The sequence below is a fragment of the Clostridium manihotivorum genome, assembly GCF_004015185.1.
Classification (GTDB): domain Bacteria; phylum Bacillota; class Clostridia; order Clostridiales; family Clostridiaceae; genus Clostridium_AR; species Clostridium_AR manihotivorum.
Genome location: NZ_CP025746.1, coordinates 4,116,124 through 4,134,819, shown reverse-complemented (window position 1 = coordinate 4,134,819; position 18,696 = coordinate 4,116,124). Strand labels below are relative to the sequence as shown.

Here is an 18,696-nt window from a genome sequence, read left to right as displayed (position 1 = left end):
GTTTATCAGTTCCTTTGCAGCATATATAAAAGATTATGAAAATCAATCTGTTTAAATAATATTAAACTATGGTAAAATAACAATATTAGGTGGTGGAGAGAGTATGAAGAAAAAATTTAATGTAACTGGTACATGTATACCAAAGATGCATTATATGGTAGATACTTCGAAAAAAATTGATGAGATAATGGAATTTATTGAAGATGGGGAATATTTCATAATAAATAGACCAAGGCAATATGGAAAAACTACTACATTATTTTTGCTAGAAAATAGGTTGAACCAGGATCAAGACTATCTTGTTATATCAATTAGCTTTGAAGGCGTAGGCGATTTGATATTTCAGGATGAAATGAAGTTTTCTAAAGCCTTCCTAAAAATAGTTAAGAGAGCTATAGAATTTAACGATGAAAAGTTTACTGATTTTATGGAAAATGAAAATCCAGAAAATCTTGATGATATATCAACTTTCATAACTAAGCTAGTTAAAAAAGCCAATAAAAAAATAATATTAATGATAGATGAAGTAGATAAAAGTAGTAATAATCAGCTGTTTTTAAGCTTTTTAGGAATGCTTAGAAATAAGTATTTGCTGAGGAACACTGGAAAAGACTATACTTTTCATAGTGTAATATTAGCTGGAGTACATGATGTAAAAACTTTGAAGATAAAGATTAGGTCAGATGAAGAACATAAATATAATAGTCCTTGGAACATAGCGGCTGATTTTGATGTGGATATGAGTTTTTCTTCAGAAGAAATAAAAACTATGCTAGATGATTACGTAGATATTAAGGGAGTTAGCCTTAATAAAGAGTATTTTTCAGATAGATTATATTATTATACATCAGGTTATCCTTTCTTAGTAAGTAAGCTTTGTAAAATTATAGATGAGAAGATAATGGAATCAGATAACCTAACCTGGGACAATGAATATATGGATTTAGCAGTCAAAGAAATTTTAAGAGAAAGTAATACTAATTTTGATAGTCTTATTAAAAATATTGAAAATAATGCGGATTTGAAGGAATTAGTAAAAAGAATCATATTGGATAACGACGATATAACATATGTAACTGACAACCCTATAATAAATTTAGGTATAATTTACGGAATTTTTAAGAATGAAAATGGGAAAGTAAAGATTAACAATAAGATATACGAGCAACGGATTTATAATTATATGAGTTCACTTGTGGAAACATCAATTAAAATAGGAGTTTATAATCAAAGAAGTGCCTATATAAAAGAAGATAATAGTTTAGATATAAGAAAAATTCTTATAAAATTCTCTGAATTTATGAAGCATGAGCGTTCAGAAAAGAGAGAAACTTTTTTAGAAGCAGATGGAAGATTATTATTCTTAGCTTTTATAAGTCCTATAATAAACGGAACAGGTTTTGCCTTTAAGGAAGTTCAAGGCGGTGAAGAAAAGCGTTTTGATATAGTTCTAACCTATAATAAAAAAATGTATATAATAGAGCTTAAATTATGGCGTGGAGAAGAGTATCATAGTAAAGGATTAACCCAATTAGGAGAATATTTAGAACAATATAGCCTAAATGAAGGATATCTTCTAGTATTTGATTTTAGAAAAGAGCAGAGCAAGAAAGGTGATATTGAAGAGGTTACTGTAGCTTCTAAAGATAGTGTAAAAAGAATAATAGAAGTTTATTGCTGATTAGATAACCTAGTATGAGATGGGATATAATATAAGAAATGGCTGTTGCATGATTTATGCAACAGCCATTTTTCACTGTATTAGCTCAAAGTTATGATATTTGGTCATAGTCTTTTAGAGACAGTAATATGAAAGGTACAGTAACACCAAATATGCTTAGAACTGTGTAAAGCGTAGCCTTCTCTGGTCTATATAGCTTGTAAAGCTTATTTAATGCAAACAATACAAGAATATAATTAGCCAAGGAAAGTAGGCCACCTAAGAAATGTACATGATTAAAGATTAATACTATAATACCTGCTACAGGAAGAATAACTTCTGCGCTTGGAATCTCCCAATCAAAGACCTGTACAGTTCTAATTAACTTACCAAGGATGTATAGCTGAGCTATAGGAATCCATGCAATCCAAGAGTTTTCTAAGCCTTGTCTTACTGCCATTTTGTATAAAGAATAGGCTAAAATAATATACAAGACTATTGAGATTACTCCAGTGAATAAAAGATAGAAGAGACCAAAAATTAAAAGAGTTTGAAACATTAAATCACCTACTATATTATTTTTAGTATATATCAAAGTACTATGTTGAAATTAAGTGGTCAGTCATCCAATGCTTAGATGAGCTTGCGCAAAGAATTAATATGATTTCTTCATAACCACTTAATTTCAAAACATAAACTATTTTTATAATACATATTCAGAATTTGTGGTAAATATTACACTAGTCTTTAGTATTGGAATGTATTTATGACATTAAAGAAAATTATAATATAAATAAAGCTGGCGCTGTAGTACCAATAGTTTTAACAGATATTGACACAGTATAGGATTCTTAATGTAAAGAAGTGTAGAGTAGGAAATTTATTTTTTATTTAAAATTAATATGTAGATCAAAAAACTTGAAATAGTAGGAGACACAATTATTTTAAACTTTTTTTATATCTAACAGTGGCTACGATACTGTTTACTATAAATATTATAACTAAAAGAAGTTGAAGAACTAAGTTTGCCTGGTCTTTTAGCTTATTATAGTTGAATATAGCAATTACGAGCATACAGATGGTGCAAATATAATAAAAGATTGGTTGCCATATTTTATTGATTTTTTTCACAGTTAAAACCTCCTATTTTCCTAATCAATATACCCAAAACTCATTGGCTAAATTAAGCATTTTCATAAGATATTCGTTTGTTAGATTATACCATATACTGAGCTAAATGTAATCATATGGGGGATTATTCTATCAATACTCTTATAACATATATATTAAAGCTTTACCAAATCACTCTAGACATATTTATAAACACCTACAATGTAAAGAATGATTCTGTATGAACTGGGAATATACAGTATAGTTGTATAAATATATAATGGTGTCAAGGGGGGATAGATATGAGCATAATATTTAGAAATTATACCGATAAACCAGGTATTACAGAGGACTATCATAAGGTTAGAGCGTTTTTTATAAAATTAGGGTATGCAGAATTTACTTATACAAGATGGGACTGGATGATAACCCACGGCTATCTAGACAGATCCGCTGTAGGTAAAATAGGAGTATGGGAAGATCAAGGTGAAATTGTTGGACTGGCAACCTTTGATTGTCAATTAGGCAAGGGATTTTGTTTAACCTTAGCTGAATATGGTTACCTGAAAAAAGAAATGCTAACCTATGCAAAAGAGAATCTTTGTAAAGACGGAAATTTTGGAGTTGTGATTTCAGATGATGATTTGAGCTTTCAAGACATTGCTGCGGAGCTAGGATTTTGTGCCACACCGGAAAAAGAAAATGATGCGATTTTTTATCTTGATAAAACAGAAACTTCATACCAGTTGCCTGAGGGATTTTATATAACTGATATGAAAGATAATTATGATCCTTACCAATACTTACGGGTTCTTTGGAAGGGGTTTAATCATGAGCTTGACGGTGAAGGAGAATTTGAGTTTTCAGAGAAAAATAGACAGTTAGTAATGGAAGAGATGATTCGTCCAAATGTGGACTTGAAGCTAAAGGTAGCAGTTGTTGCTCCAGATGGTAATTTTGCTGCTTATTGTGGAATGTGGTATGATCCTAAAGCTGGTTATGCAGTAATAGAACCTGTAGCTACGGACCCTAAATATAGAAGGATTGGACTAGGAAGAGCAGCAGTGCTAGAAGGCATTAGTCGTGTAGGAAAATTAGGAGCGAAGAAGGCCATAGTAGGATCATCACAGCAGTTCTACTACAGCATCGGATTACGTCCATTTAAAACATCAACTATTTGGAGACAAAAGATTTAGCTGCTAGATTAATGTTTAAAATAGTCACTGTCAAAGCACTGTGTTGAACATAGCCTAAAATTAAGAAGTTAAATCCTAAGATATTTTGGTTCTTACCAAGATGTTAATATATAATATTTAGTTGTTCAATATTAAAAGCTTTAAGGAAATGATTCTTTATAGCTTTTATTTTTTTACTGTTTAGAATAATATAAAGCTTTTTTCTACAAAAAAGCTCACTGGTTAAGGTTTTTTTCAGTAATTTTTTTCTGATGACATGCTTGTTATATAAGAAAGTTTTAGGCTAAAATAGTCCTTTAATGGAGGGCAATACTAATTTATACTACTATATAGGAATGTATTAAAAAAATGTGGGTGGCTATTTGTTTTATAATTGCAATGATAAAAGTCTTATGTAAAGGTGGGGCGTATTGGGCTAAGATATACTCTACTTATATCTCGAATAAAGGTCATATCAATACTTAAATTAAGAAATAAATACAAGTGTTGAAAAGGATATACAAGTGAATAGTATCCTAATAAGAACCTAGGCTGGCTAGGTCCATTATTGTTATATTTCAAATAACTCTATATCTTTTAAGCATATAGTTAAATCATCAAATATATTTACTTTAACATTATCATCAAAGGAAAAAGTGGTTTCTTTATTGTCAAAATACACCTTAATGCTATTATCTAAATAGTTTACTATCCAATATTCTTTAACTCCTTTAGATAGGTACAAATCTCTTTTTATCTCATTATCCATTTTAATAGAACTTGGACTAACTATTTCGCATATATAATCTGGGATTGAAACTATATTGTTTCCTACCAATTCAAATTTTTTGTCGCATACTACAAACAAATCTGGAACAATAGGCTTTTTTAAATCATTAATTTTAATTGGTTCATTAGGATCTGATAGGCATAGATCAGTCTTATGGGGAAACACCTTGAAGTTTTTACCTTTTAAGTAGTTATAGAAACTATTAAAAAGCTCACTATATACAATGCCATGGTTAGGATGCGGAGATGGGCTCATGTACTTTATATCATTTATCCATTCTACTGTAATATTGTCCAAAGAATAATCTAGATTAGACACTGGTAACCCTCCCTTATTTAGCTATATTATTGAGAATATCATTGTTTTTTTATTCTAAGGTATTAATTTTTACTTCATAAATTGTCTTTACATTATAACAAAATAAGTACAGTATTATAAGCCTTTTGGAATGACTGCTACATTAAATAATTCCTAATACTAAGCAATCAGAACAATAATTCGATACTTATTTTTTATAGAAAATTATTTATATCAACTATAGTGTTATCTAAAGCAACAGAGAAAGTGTTTTTGATATGTCTAATTCATGGAAAAGGTTTTATAATAAAACTTGGAATTTAAATAGGCCTTTAATGGAGGGCAATACTAATTTGAACTACTATATAGGAATGTATTAAAAAAATGTGGGTGGCAGTTTTATTTATAATTATAACAATGAAAGGCCTGCCTAAAGGTTGGATATTTGGAGATGAAAATACTTAAAAGGTTAGAGTAAAAATTCAAATTAGCTTATATGAGAAATAATAAATATGTATGGTATAACCGTAATATACTTACAAAGCACGCTTTATTATAAAGAAGAATTTAGAAATACAAAGTATATCATAAAGTAGTACCATAATAGATACCAAAAGTAGTAACAACAATTATTTAATACATACCAATAGGCATCTGAATATGTTAATGATATAGCTGGCAGTGGCTTTTGTTATACTTGAATAAGATTGGAAATCTGATAAGTATCTTCTGAGTTTTAATGCAGCTTAAAATAAAATAGTTTCTATAATTTAAAGACTCAATGGAAAATTTTAAAAAAGCTTTGTTTACGGATAGAGAGTAATATGATAAATTACTTTTAAGATAATTTTTTCGTAATTAAAAACTTATAGGAAATAATAAGTGAAGCAATATTAGTATTGTGGAACACTTCAAAATGAAAGCTGTTTTCAAAACTACAGTGGTTTCAAAGAGAAGGATTAAAAAATATATATTTGTGCACCTATATAAGGAGGATTCAGAAATGTCAAATGAAGAATTAATAAATATATTAAAAAATCGTTTTGAGAAAAACATCAGTCGTCATAAGGATATTGAATGGGCTAAAGTGCAAGCAAAGCTGGAGGCTAACACTAAAAAGCTTTCTTCACTTGATGAGATGGAAGCAACAGGTGGCGAACCAGACGTGGTTGAATATGATGAGAGTACTGATGAATACATATTTTATGATTGCTCGCCAGAAAGTCCTAAGGGGCGTAGAAGTTTATGTTATGATGGTGAAGCACTGGAAGCAAGGAAAGAAAATAAACCTAAAAGCAGTGCACTTGATATGGCAGCTGCTATGGGTATTGAGCTTTTAACAGAACATCAATATAGACATTTGCAATCAATAGGAAATTTTGATATGAAGACATCTAGCTGGTTAAAGACACCTCCTGAGATAAGAAAACTTGGAGGTTCCATATTTGGCGATTTTCGCTATGGTAACGTGTTTATTTATCACAACGGCGCAGAATCTTACTATGCTGGAAGAGGATTTCGTGGTGTCTTAAGAGTGTGATAGGACTTTGTCTTATAATTCATAAAGAATTATATAATAGTGAAAGTCATGTATAAAGGATTTATAAAAGCTTTGTTTATACATGACTTTTATTAAGAAAACTTATAAATATCAGTATTGCTAAGATCCCTTATATGATTAACCTATAGGCATGAAAATATATTGGTAGGTACATAAATATATTAATTCTAGCTTGATTGTTATTGGTGTAGAAATTATATTAATAATATATAAGAAGTTTATGCAATTCTAATATAAACATTCTACTTCACAGTAAAATATATCAAAATAGAGATTATTAGATTCAGTTAAAGCTATATTTTGAGCTTAAGAATTGAACTAGTATAGCTATAACTATCATATAGGACAGCAAATATAATTTTCAGGAGATGAGAACTAATGGTGAAAGTGGACAATGGGGAAGACATTAAAAATATACTTACTACTAATGAAATGGTGATTTTGTATTTTAGTAATACTACCTGCGGTGCATGTACAGCTATCAAAAATAAGGTTTTAAGTATATTAAGATCTTATCCAGAAGTAAAACTAATTGATATAAATGGCGAAGAAAAAAGAGAACTGGCAGCACTTAATGATGTATTTTCATTTCCATTATTAATTCTTTATGTCGCTGGTAAAGAAGTAGTAAGAGTTGGAAGAAATTTAAGCATAATAGAACTAGAAAATACTATTAAGAGATATTATGAAATGCTGTTTTAGAAAATTTAAAAATTTCATGCCTTAATACCGGCCTATTTTGATTTACTACACTGAAATTAAGTGCTTAAATCTTCTAGAGCTTGATAAGTTTTATCAAAGAATCAAGTGGAATAACATTTTCATTTTGGCTATAATATATAGTGAATCAACTACAACTATTAGTTTATATATGCCACAAAATCCTCATAAGTCGGGATTTTATAACAATTATAAATTAATTTTTTATAAAGGTTCCATATAGTTAATGTTGTAATAAGGGAGAACACATATGTTCAATCATAATAGATATGAATCTTCAAAGGATAAAACATCAATTTTAAATATTATCAATAGTGATGCTTTTAAAACATTGTTTACTGACAAAGGAATAAATAATGTTATTATATTTGGAAGCTTAGCAAATGGTGAGTTTACAGCAGAATCTGATGTAGACATTGCAATTATCTCTAAGACTCCTATTTCTTTTAATGATGAGTTAATATTAACCCAAAACTTAGAAGAATTATTAGATAGAGATATAGATTTAATAGATATAAATGATGATAATATAAATAATCTTGTAAAGATTAGTGCTCTAAATGGTAAGTTTATCGTATTAAGTGATAGTATTCTAGAGGAAACCATAGAGTTCTATGATAATCTTTTTAGGGAAAATGAAGAGTTTTGGAGGATACTAGATAGGGAGGTACTTGGAATTGAATAAAGAACGATTGAAAAAATGGACACAGATACAAGCAGCCTTCGGTGGAATCAATAATTCAATTTTTAGAAGAAAACGATAAAATTATAATTGAAATAGAAGAATTCATCAAGGGATACTTAGCTTAAGGAAAGTATTATAATGAATAGGATTTAAATGAGTCTAGGGTATAGGCTCTTATTTTTTTACTCTCTAGAATAGTATTAAATTTTAGGCAAGCTTAACCTAGAAATTTGAAAGGCTTAGAGTAGCTATTTAAGGTAAACAGTAAAAAAATTATGTGGCCTGCAGAATTTCTTAACATATTTTTAGAAAAGGCAGATGCGCAAAAAACTTACTGAATAAGGTCACTTCAGAGACTTTTTTACCGCATATAAATGGTATATATCTATTCATAAAGAAGGCAAGAATTATCAAAATTAAAAGCAACGTAATTGATATAATGATTGCAAGGGGTGATATTTATGGTACACATTGAGGAAATACAGGCTGCATTAGATTATATTGAAATGAATTTACATGAAGAACTGACTTTAGATGATATCGCTAAAGCTGTTGGATTCTCAAAATTCTATTTTCATAGAGTATTCCAAAGAGAAGTAGGAACGTCTTTATATAATTATGTAAGAAAACGAAGGCTTACTATGGCAGCTTCACTTCTTCTAAATACCAATATACCTATACTGGATATTGCCCTAACCTACCGATTTGAATCTCAAGAAGCATTTACACGGGCCTTTAAAAGTGTCTATCAATTACCGCCTGGACGATATAGAACAGCTATTAAGAATTTGATTGTAGGAGGAGTTAATATGAGTGATCAAAGTAAGGTAAAAGGTTGGATTTTTACAGGAACAGCCCCAGAAAAATACAAGTTTGAAATGGACAACAAAATATATCATATGGGGTCGAGGTCAGCTACAATTTGCTCAGTTGGAGATGAGTTTTCATATGAGGACTACAGTAGCATCATGCAGCAAATAAGTGCTAAGAATTTTATTGGAAAAAGAATGCGCTTTTCAGGTTTTGTGAAAACTGAAGAGGTTGAGCAGTGGTGTGGGCTATGGATGAGGCTAGACAGTGCACAAGGTGTTACACTAAAGCTGGATAACATGCAGAATAGGCCCATTAAAGGTACAACTGAATGGAATTATTATTATTGTGTAATGGACATCCCCCAAGATGCAGCTGTTATCAACATTGGTGTATTGTTAACTGAAAAGGGTAAGATTTGGTTTGATAATGCAGACTTTCAGGAAGTGGATAAAAGCATTCCAACAACTGAATATGTACCAGAAGAAATTTTTCCAGACAATATTGTAAATCCGTCTTTTGAGGAAGTTTAGCTAAGTAGCAATAATTATGTGTATTTGTTGAAGGCTGCATTTTAATATAATACTGAAATGTGGCCTTTTAGGTATGTATACAAAATTAACTAGGTTGAGTAAGCATTATTTTTTTATAAAAAAGCCTAAACCATTAGTGTATAATTTACCAAGTGATTTCAATAATAATATTACGTAATCCTTTGATTTTTTCAGTACTTAGATGTAATATTACGATATAGTTTGTAATATGGTAATTTACTTGGTAAAATAATTAAAAAAGAGCATATTTACTAGCCTTTTATAACGTAGTCATTAATAAGATTGGCTTTAAATCAATGGATTAACCTTAACATGGGATGTATTTAAATTGAAAGAGTTTAAAGACAATGAAGTATTACTTAATGATTAACCTTAACATGGGATGTATTTAAATCTAGATCTGAAGTAAATTCTATCGTCAACACAATAGATTAACCTTAACATGGGATGTATTTAAATAAAATTACAAGCTTGCAGGGTAGGACTTCAAAAAGATTAACCTTAACATGGGATGTATTTAAATCTTTTATTACTCCTTTTTTGAAATATAGTTCAAAGATTAACCTTAACATGGGATGTATTTAAATCTACGCTAATTTACTTACATCTTCAATTCCTAATAAGATTAACCTTAACATGGGATGTATTTAAATGCTATAGGGGAATTATCAACAATATGAAAAGGACTGATTAACCTTAACATGGGATGTATTTAAATGAAAAAGCATCTGCTACAGCAGTGGGAAAGGTTTTTGATTAACCTTAACATGGGATGTATTTAAATCTCTAGTGATATACTCTACCATAGAAAGAGTCTTAGATTAACCTTAACATGGGATGTATTTAAATCTTTATATGGTATTTAAAAACGGATATATTTAATGGGATTAACCTTAACATGGGATGTATTTAAATTTTTCAATCTGATACACAATAAAATTTCGTATCAATGATTAACCTTAACATGGGATGTATTTAAATACTTGAAACATTATATAGTTATTTTCAAACTGTCCGGATTAACCTTAACATGGGATGTATTTAAATGAAACAAGCTATTGCAATCACTGATCTAAAACCTGATTAACCTTAACATGGGATGTATTTAAATAAAGATAACTGAGATTATTAAAGGGTTTTCTTCTAGATTAACCTTAACATGGGATGTATTTAAATCTCCTTAAATTTATCCTCTTTTCCTGCTGCTTTAGATTAACCTTAACATGGGATGTATTTAAATATTAACATATTAACCCTCCGTAGTATTAGAACTAGGATTAACCTTAACATGGGATGTATTTAAATAAGCAAGCAATACAATGGAAATATTCCAGTAGGACAGATTAACCTTAACATGGGATGTATTTAAATCCAGTATTAGAAAAGTTATTAAAAGCCTCTTTAAGATTAACCTTAACATGGGATGTATTTAAATAAACATAGGAAGTTATTTCACCATCTTCTTCGTAAGATTAACCTTAACATGGGATGTATTTAAATAACACAATCACATCTTGTCCCTTATAATTATCAAAGATTAACCTTAACATGGGATGTATTTAAATTGAAGAATTTAAAAATAATAAATATGAGATAATATGATTAACCTTAACATGGGATGTATTTAAATGTCTTGGGAACCTGACGACGGTTTTTGGGGAACAATGATTAACCTTAACATGGGATGTATTTAAATCTATTTAAAAATGATTTATGTATAGGTCTGTGTTGCGATTAACCTTAACATGGGATGTATTTAAATATTTATAGTGTTTCTTTAGATGGTAAGACTATTTGATTAACCTTAACATGGGATGTATTTAAATTATTGGTGATAATATTTCTGATTTTAAGGATTCTGATTAACCTTAACATGGGATGTATTTAAATTAATCTTCTTGATCATACTGCCTAACACTTGTAAGGATTAACCTTAACATGGGATGTATTTAAATATCTCGTTCAAAACAAAGTTTATTCTGCTTATGGGATTAACCTTAACATGGGATGTATTTAAATTTATAAACCCAAAAGTTATCTCATTTGTTCTTCTAGATTAACCTTAACATGGGATGTATTTAAATTAAGTGAACTTTTCTTTATCCCATTTTAATCTTTGATTAACCTTAACATGGGATGTATTTAAATACACTATTACCCTTACTGCTTTCGGCCAATTTCTTGATTAACCTTAACATGGGATGTATTTAAATTGGATATAAGGCCAGCTAAATAATGTCAGAGTATGGGATTAACCTTAACATGGGATGTATTTAAATTAATCTTCTTGATCATACTGCCTAACACTTGTAAGCGATTAACCTTAACATGGGATGTATTTAAATATTTATCACCTTCTTTCAAAAAGAAAAGAACCTAGAGATTAACCTTAACATGGGATGTATTTAAATAAACTTTTAAAATTAAAACTGTATTCGTGATCCAACGATTAACCTTAACATGGGATGTATTTAAATGTTGTTAATCCATCTAAATTATTCTTTAGCACACTGATTAACCTTAACATGGGATGTATTTAAATGTTACTAGCACCCCCTTTTATAGCATCATATAAAGATTAACCTTAACATGGGATGTATTTAAATACTCTACCAAACACCTGACTACTAGCCACAATCTGGATTAACCTTAACATGGGATGTATTTAAATATGGTTTTGGCTTGTCGCTTTTTTGTAGCTTTAGGATTAACCTTAACATGGGATGTATTTAAATTTTAGAATCGGTTCAGAACCATTCATGTCCAATATGATTAACCTTAACATGGGATGTATTTAAATAAATATAGTAAATGTTCATGATGATTATCTTGAGTGATTAACCTTAACATGGGATGTATTTAAATCATAGCAAAAGTGCTATGATAATTTTGACTATTTCGATTAACCTTAACATGGGATGTATTTAAATACAGGATTATTTATTGTAACTTGCCATTTTCTAGACGATTAACCTTAACATGGGATGTATTTAAATCGCTGTCATTTTAGCTTTATAATTAATTTTATAAGATTAACCTTAACATGGGATGTATTTAAATTATGTAACGAAGTGTACTTCTTTTTGATCTACACTGATTAACCTTAACATGGGATGTATTTAAATGCGTTAAACATATTATTTTTAAGTTCTAGCATGGGATTAACCTTAACATGGGATGTATTTAAATCCTTGGAGTAGAATGGTATGCAAAAGGTGGTATTAGATTAACCTTAACATGGGATGTATTTAAATCTAAAAGCCAATACTACATTATTAGGCTTGCAAAAGATTAACCTTAACATGGGATGTATTTAAATTATGGCTCTATATAAGGATATACTTCTATTCCTCTTGATTAACCTTAACATGGGATGTATTTAAATTCAAAATACAGAACTCTTGAAACACACTTCATTTTGATTAACCTTAACATGGGATGTATTTAAATAACCCTTAGAAGTGAATATAAGCAAGGTTTAATAGGATTAACCTTAACATGGGATGTATTTAAATTTACATTGGCTGGAGCTAATAAGAGAGCATACAAGATTAACCTTAACATGGGATGTATTTAAATAACCATTGGTATTACTGCCTTAGAAGCCATTTTCTTGATTAACCTTAACATGGGATGTATTTAAATTATTGACCGCTCCTTCTATAGAAAATACTTCCTTTTGATTAACCTTAACATGGGATGTATTTAAATTTTGTTACAAAGAAAAATCTATCCTTAAAGCCTTGATTAACCTTAACATGGGATGTATTTAAATTCTTGTTGTTGGTCTTTATGGTCAAGGTAAGACTAGATTAACCTTAACATGGGATGTATTTAAATAATGACCATCTAAGAGCATTAAAAAGACGTTTCTGATTAACCTTAACATGGGTGTAGATTGTCAAGTACTTTTGGGTTCTTTCCAAAGTTAGTTGAAAGTACGAAGTCTTTCGTAGGAAAGAACCTTTTTACGTAGGGTCTCAAAAGTACACCTTCCATACATTATTCTCTTTATTACCTTTATCTTATTTACACTGCCTTCTGCTAATCCATTACTATATTTATACATGATAGCATTTTTGACTGCAGCTATATCTTTAGTTAATCCTTTAATAAAACTGTTGATTTCAGATATATTTAACTTCTTAGCATCTTCAAGCCAAGTGTCTAAAGCGGTTGGTTTCTTGCTAAATAAAATCTTCTTGAATGAATCTACCAATAAATATATTTTAGACAAAATAGGATATTCTTTACATATTACTTCTAATTGTTCAATTGAAATAGCCTTGACTTTATCTAGTGGCTTATATAGTAATTTTATAAGATATTTACGATCAATCAATTCATACTTCAGATAATTACAATCTATAACTTGCTTTATTAGTCTTCTTTTTCTTGTAGAATACATTCTTATTGCTGAAGCGGAGCCTGTATAACCGTTTAAACGTAAATGTTCTTCAATTATTCTAAATGTATATCCTTTTGTAAGTAAATCATCAATTATGCTATGAAATTGTGACAAAGGAGATTTTTTAGAAATTCCAAATGTGCCGTGAACTGCGCAATCATTACTATCAAGGTATCTTCTAACGGTTTGTCTTGATATTCCTGTTTCTCTTGAAATTTCTCTTATTCCGTAACCTTGCTTATGCAATTTACGAACTTGATTTAAGTTTTTCTCTTTCTTAGTAACATTTTCTTTATGATTTAAATTTGGAGAATCATTTTCCTTAAGAATTAACTCAGACTTGTCCAGAGAAAGATATTTCTTAACAGTACGTATGTCCATCTTTAATTCTAATCCTATTTCTTTAGGAGATTTACCCTTATCATATAGAATATTTGCTTGATTTATTCTATTAAGCTTTCTCGTATTACCGTAAGCTGTTTCCTGCTTAAGATTTCTGCTTGTTTGTTTTTCCAACTTTACATTAAAACTCAGTATCTTAGTTAGATATTTTTTGCAGTAGTCTGTTAAATTCTTCAATATATGAAATCTATCACTGATTTGAATTGATTTTGGATGAGCTTTCTTTATAGCAGTTGCATATGTCTGGGCCCCATCTCGTGAAATCACTTCCAAGTTAGGATATGTTTTTAACCATTCAACAACATTATCTAATTCTCTAGAATCTAATATGTCTACAATATGTTTTGTTTCAATATCAATCATAACTGTTCCATAAGTGCTACGTTTTTTCATTGCAAAATCATCTATACAAACTTTAGTTACAGAGCTCTTATCTATTATATGAGTTTCTTTTTTTTAAGAGATTGCAAATGGTACTTTTACCTATATTTGCAATCCTATTTCTTATAATCCTTTCCGCTGCTAATGAGCTAACATTAACAGATATATTAATTATCTCATTTTCTAATCTAGAACTTTTTTTAGCATTAGGAGCTAAAAATTCAAAAGTTTCTGCAAAAGTCTTTTTAGAACAGCTTTGGTTATTACAAAACATCTTTCTATTATTTAAGATAATAACTACTTTCTTATTTTGCATAGGCAGGTCTTGAAAGCTCTTTTTATACCATGAATGAGCTTTATCAGATTTTTCTCCACAGTAGGGGCAACTTACACTTTTTCGATTAGATGATACCTCAATATATATAGTATCATCAACTAATTCATGCTTAATATATTGTAAATTAGAGTCAAGTAGTTTAATAAGTTCATCCATCTATATTTGCCTCGTTATCATTTGTTAGTAAAAATAATTATGACACAATATGACAAAGTTTTCAACTAACTTTGGAAAGAACCTACTTTTGACCCACTTTTTCACACAAAATTGACCCACTACTATTAGCTTATTAATTCTATGTCGTACCCGCCTTCGCGTAGGCGAATAAGGTTTATTTCAATAGACTTGGTACTTGATTTGATTTTTATATATTTCGATAGCTCTATAAGTCTATCTTGAAGAAGATCTAAATTCAATTCATCGAGTGGATCCTTGTAGTATATAGCCTTAGGGATAGATGCTACAATACTTGTAGCATTATCCTTAGGTTTATTTAATAAATCATCAATACTAATAAATTGAGATTCAGTAGCTTTTAATAATTCAAATTTTTTTGATTCTTTATTATACTGATAACCTGTATATCTCTTAACTAGTTTTATAAAATAATCATAATTAAATGGAATATGTTCTTTAACATAATCCCTTGCGCTTTTGCGGTCTTCAGTATTAAATATTTCTATAAACTTCATATAATCTAAATCTCTATGATCGTGTTTTCGCTTCATTAGGAAGTTCCTCCTTATCATTTACCCTTTACTCTATAGCTATCTCCTGTTATACTTATTAAGTGACAATGATGAATTAATCTATCTAGAATTGCTGTTGCAGCAAGTTTACTAGAAAAGATTTTATCCCAATTACCTAATGGTACATTGGTAGTTATGATTAGAGAGCCTTTTTCGTATCGTTGGCGGATGATTTGAAAAAATATGCTCTCTTTTTCTTTATCCGTTTGGAAATGCCCCAACTCATCAATTATTAAAACTTCTATCTTTCTAATTGCTTTGAATGTAGAATCTAGAGTGCCATTCATATAACTTTTATAAAGATTATCTATGAATTCTTGCGCAGTTGTAAAAAGAACTTTAAACCCTTTCTTACAAGCCAATACTCCAAGGCTTATCCCAATATGACTTTTACCAACACCAGGAGGCCCTATTAATATTACGTTCTCTTTATTTTCAATAAAGGAAAGAGTTTCTAAATCTCTAATTTTTGATTCGTTTATTTTCTCAGGAAAAGAAAAATCAAATCCATCTAAAGTTTTAATTCCTTCGAACCTTGCTGCTTTTATATTTTTTTCAACATTTCTTTCTCTTTTACCTTCCGCCTCTATTTCTAGAAGTCTCACTAAAAATTCTCTATGTCCAATATTATTTTCGATAGCGTATGCTATTTCGCTTTCATAATTTGTTTGGATGTCAATCAATTTAAATTGTTTTAAAAGCCTAGAGATATGGTCTGGTGATGTGTTAATAGTACTTTTCATACCTAAAATTGACCCTCCTCGTAGTAAGATAATTCACGGCTAGTTTCACTAAGCGTCAAAAGCTCGTCCTTTGCAGAAATACCCTTTACTATATCTAAATATTTAGTCTTTAAAATATTCTTTATATCATTTATGTTATATATATTCTCTTTAATGCAATAGCGGAGAAGCAGCTCTAAAGAATCGTTATCATAAAGTTCCTTAAGCTTAATTATTTTACGCAAGTGATAACTAGGTTGATTTAGGTGAGCAATGCAGTTTTTATAGAATAGACTTCCACTAGGGAAGGTACTTTCGAATTGCCTAACAATTTCAGGAATAGATTTTGGAGCAATATTATTTAACGCTCCGTAATGATCATCTACGGTAACCATCTTACCTTTTTGCGTAATGATTTCGTGAGTTGCAATTACATCTAAGGCTGAGTTATAAACTTCCAATTTATAGCCTAAGGTTATTCTAAAAACTACTTTTTTCCCAACATACTCAATCGGCACGCTGTATTTTACAGCGTCAACTGATATAAATGAATCTAAACTTACTTTTCTTTCTTTCAAATCAGTTATTATAAAAGGCTTGTTTTTTACAGGCGCTAAATAAGGTATTTCTTCTGTAAAATATTCATTAGTGATACGTAAAGTTGTACCATGTTTTAGATTGTTGGAATCCTCTATAAATGCTTCAGCAGCTTTATTGAGGTGAGTCATAGAGTCAAATTTATTACCTTTAACAAACTGTTCTTCTATGTACTGAAAGGGCTTTTCAATCTTACCTTTGGTTCTTGGTCTGTAAGGATTACAGGCATTCAATGAAATTCCTAAGTGCTGAGCTAATCTCAAGGCGTTAATATTAAAATTGACTTCTTCTTCTGGATGATTTGATACAACCAAAGCCTTAGGATTATCTATTAATAACTCTTTAGTAACACCACCAATTCTTTTAAATAATAAATGTATAGATTCGTAAATGGCTTCGCCGTCGCAAGACCTTGCAAATATAATAGCTTTCTTTCTAGACGCTGCAAGAATTAATGAATAGCAGTAGACTTTAATTTTTTCTCCTCCAACCCACATTAAATATTCAGCCCAATCAAATTGAGCTTGATCTCCCAACGGCGTTTCGATACGCTTTGTTGCCTTAAGTGGAAGACTCCTTTTTTCTTCTTTTAGGCTATTTAAATATCTATATAAAGGAGATATACTACCGTTATAACCTAATCGTTTAAGTTCTCTAAATATCCTAGTCCCTATAAAGTTATACTCTGGTTCCAAATACCACATTTTAATATCTTCATGAAAATAATCAATTTTAGTTGAATATTTACGCTTTTTGTATTTAGGTTCTTCATCTAATTTTATTAATCTTTTGACAGTATTTCTTGAAACTTTTAACTCTTTAGCAATTTGTCGTATTGGAACACCTCTCTCATACATCCTTTTTATCGTTATCCAATCTTTCACATCTTTCACCTTTGTTCCTCCTAATCTCTTCTAAAAGATTAGGATAATTTATTAACTTTGGTGGGTCAAGTTTACTTGAAAAATGTGGGTCAGTTTTAAGTATAAATCAATAACATGGGATGTATTTAAATAAAAATAAATACAATGGTATGTAAAAACTATATGATGATTAACCTTAACATGGGATGTATTTAAATTCTTTAAACTTGTATCCTGGCCCCATTACAAAAAGATTAACCTTAACATGGGATGTATTTAAATAGAGTTAAGGGAAGAAATAAGAGGAACAGTAGAAAGATTAACCTTAACATGAGATGTATTCAAATAAGAAAGTTTTTTTTATATCATAAACTCCACCTATGATTAATCATAGAATGGGATGTGTTTGCTTTGATAAGCTTGGAGATAGCAGTGCAAAAAGTAGATTTAAGGAGGTTTTTAGTGTGACAGAAATAGGAAAAATGATTAGGGATGAAGGATTGAAAGAGGGGCGACAGGAAGGCTTAAAAGAAGGAATGGAGATTGGAAAAGTTGAATTACTTATTAAACAATTAATTAAGAAGTTTAAAAAGATACCTTCTGAGTATGAAGAAAAGATTAAGAAACTTCCTGTAACAACAATTGATGTTATAGCTACTGATATATTTGTGTTAGAGTTTGTTAAGGACTTAGATGAATATTTTTAAAAATACATATTCCATTTTGTTAGGAGTCTAGAGTTTGAGTTTTTATTTAAATTCAGGCTCTTATTTTTTTACTATACAAGGAGTTACACATGAGGACTAAAGGAACTACAAAGTATGATGAAAATAGCTTTTATTTTCATAGAAAGTATAAAAGTTTTATTAGTTAAG

15 protein-coding genes and 1 CRISPR repeat array are annotated in these 18,696 nt (G+C 29.7%); of the genes, 7 read left to right on the top strand and 8 right to left on the bottom strand.

Features of this window, described 5'->3' with window-relative positions; genetic code table 11:
- Positions 1-103 precede the first annotated feature (103 nt).
- A complete protein-coding gene (locus C1I91_RS18675) occupies positions 104-1,681 on the top strand; it encodes an AAA-like domain-containing protein (protein WP_128214235.1) in 1,578 nt (525 codons plus the stop codon).
- Positions 1,682-1,772: 91 nt separating this feature from the next.
- On the opposite strand, the gene C1I91_RS18670 is transcribed toward C1I91_RS18675, so the two are convergent.
- Positions 1,773-2,255 (bottom strand): hypothetical protein, encoded by a 483-nt coding sequence (locus C1I91_RS18670; RefSeq protein ID WP_238475831.1) that lies wholly within the window; start codon positions 2,253-2,255, stop codon positions 1,773-1,775.
- 344 nt (positions 2,256-2,599) lie between these two features.
- A complete protein-coding gene (locus tag C1I91_RS18665; RefSeq protein ID WP_128214234.1) occupies positions 2,600-2,791 on the bottom strand; it encodes a hypothetical protein in 192 nt (63 codons plus the stop codon).
- Positions 2,792-3,072: 281 nt separating this feature from the next.
- On the opposite strand from C1I91_RS18665, the gene C1I91_RS18660 reads away from it, so the two are divergent.
- Positions 3,073-3,966, top strand: coding sequence for a GNAT family N-acetyltransferase (locus C1I91_RS18660; RefSeq protein ID WP_128214233.1), 894 nt, complete (start codon positions 3,073-3,075; stop codon positions 3,964-3,966).
- 550 nt (positions 3,967-4,516) lie between these two features.
- Here C1I91_RS18660 and C1I91_RS18655 read toward each other — a convergent pair.
- Complete coding sequence (locus C1I91_RS18655) at positions 4,517-5,053, bottom strand: Uma2 family endonuclease (RefSeq protein WP_128214232.1); 537 nt, start codon at positions 5,051-5,053, stop codon at positions 4,517-4,519.
- A gap of 982 nt (positions 5,054-6,035) precedes the next feature.
- Here C1I91_RS18655 and C1I91_RS18650 point away from each other — a divergent pair.
- The 4 genes from C1I91_RS18650 (at position 6,036) to C1I91_RS18635 (ending at position 9,341) form a co-directional block, all read left to right on the top strand.
- Complete coding sequence (locus C1I91_RS18650; protein WP_128214231.1) at positions 6,036-6,572, top strand: DUF4256 domain-containing protein; 537 nt, start codon at positions 6,036-6,038, stop codon at positions 6,570-6,572.
- A gap of 399 nt (positions 6,573-6,971) precedes the next feature.
- Positions 6,972-7,295, top strand: coding sequence for a thioredoxin family protein (locus tag C1I91_RS18645; protein WP_128214230.1), 324 nt, complete (start codon positions 6,972-6,974; stop codon positions 7,293-7,295).
- A 268-nt stretch (positions 7,296-7,563) separates the two neighbouring features.
- Positions 7,564-7,998, top strand: a complete 435-nt coding sequence (mntA, locus tag C1I91_RS18640; protein ID WP_128214229.1) for a type VII toxin-antitoxin system MntA family adenylyltransferase antitoxin — start codon at positions 7,564-7,566, stop codon at positions 7,996-7,998.
- A 461-nt stretch (positions 7,999-8,459) separates the two neighbouring features.
- Positions 8,460-9,341, top strand: a complete 882-nt coding sequence (locus C1I91_RS18635; RefSeq protein ID WP_128214228.1) for a helix-turn-helix transcriptional regulator — start codon at positions 8,460-8,462, stop codon at positions 9,339-9,341.
- A 320-nt stretch (positions 9,342-9,661) separates the two neighbouring features.
- Positions 9,662-13,202: a CRISPR direct-repeat array (repeat unit 30 nt; unit sequence GATTAACCTTAACATGGGATGTATTTAAAT).
- Positions 13,203-13,290: 88 nt separating this feature from the next.
- On the opposite strand, the gene C1I91_RS18630 is transcribed toward C1I91_RS18635, so the two are convergent.
- The 5 genes from C1I91_RS18630 to istA all read right to left on the bottom strand — a co-directional run bounded on the left by C1I91_RS18630 (position 13,291) and on the right by istA (position 17,851).
- Positions 13,291-14,565, bottom strand: a complete 1,275-nt coding sequence (locus tag C1I91_RS18630; RefSeq protein ID WP_128214227.1) for an ISL3 family transposase — start codon at positions 14,563-14,565, stop codon at positions 13,291-13,293.
- Between the two features lie 37 nt (positions 14,566-14,602).
- Positions 14,603-15,046 (bottom strand): transposase family protein, encoded by a 444-nt coding sequence (locus C1I91_RS18625; RefSeq protein ID WP_128214226.1) that lies wholly within the window; start codon positions 15,044-15,046, stop codon positions 14,603-14,605.
- A gap of 125 nt (positions 15,047-15,171) precedes the next feature.
- Complete coding sequence (locus C1I91_RS18620) at positions 15,172-15,618, bottom strand: hypothetical protein (protein WP_128214225.1); 447 nt, start codon at positions 15,616-15,618, stop codon at positions 15,172-15,174.
- 17 nt (positions 15,619-15,635) lie between these two features.
- Entirely contained in the window at positions 15,636-16,382 is a 747-nt protein-coding gene (gene istB / locus C1I91_RS18615; protein ID WP_128214224.1) for an IS21-like element helper ATPase IstB, read from the bottom strand.
- A gap of 2 nt (positions 16,383-16,384) precedes the next feature.
- Positions 16,385-17,851: an IS21 family transposase gene (gene istA / locus C1I91_RS18610; RefSeq protein WP_128214223.1), complete on the bottom strand. Its 1,467-nt coding sequence runs from the start codon at positions 17,849-17,851 to the stop codon at positions 16,385-16,387.
- A gap of 350 nt (positions 17,852-18,201) precedes the next feature.
- Between istA and C1I91_RS18605 the strand changes: the two genes are divergently transcribed.
- Entirely contained in the window at positions 18,202-18,528 is a 327-nt protein-coding gene (locus C1I91_RS18605) for a DUF4351 domain-containing protein (RefSeq protein ID WP_205694233.1), read from the top strand.
- Positions 18,529-18,696 lie beyond the last annotated feature (168 nt).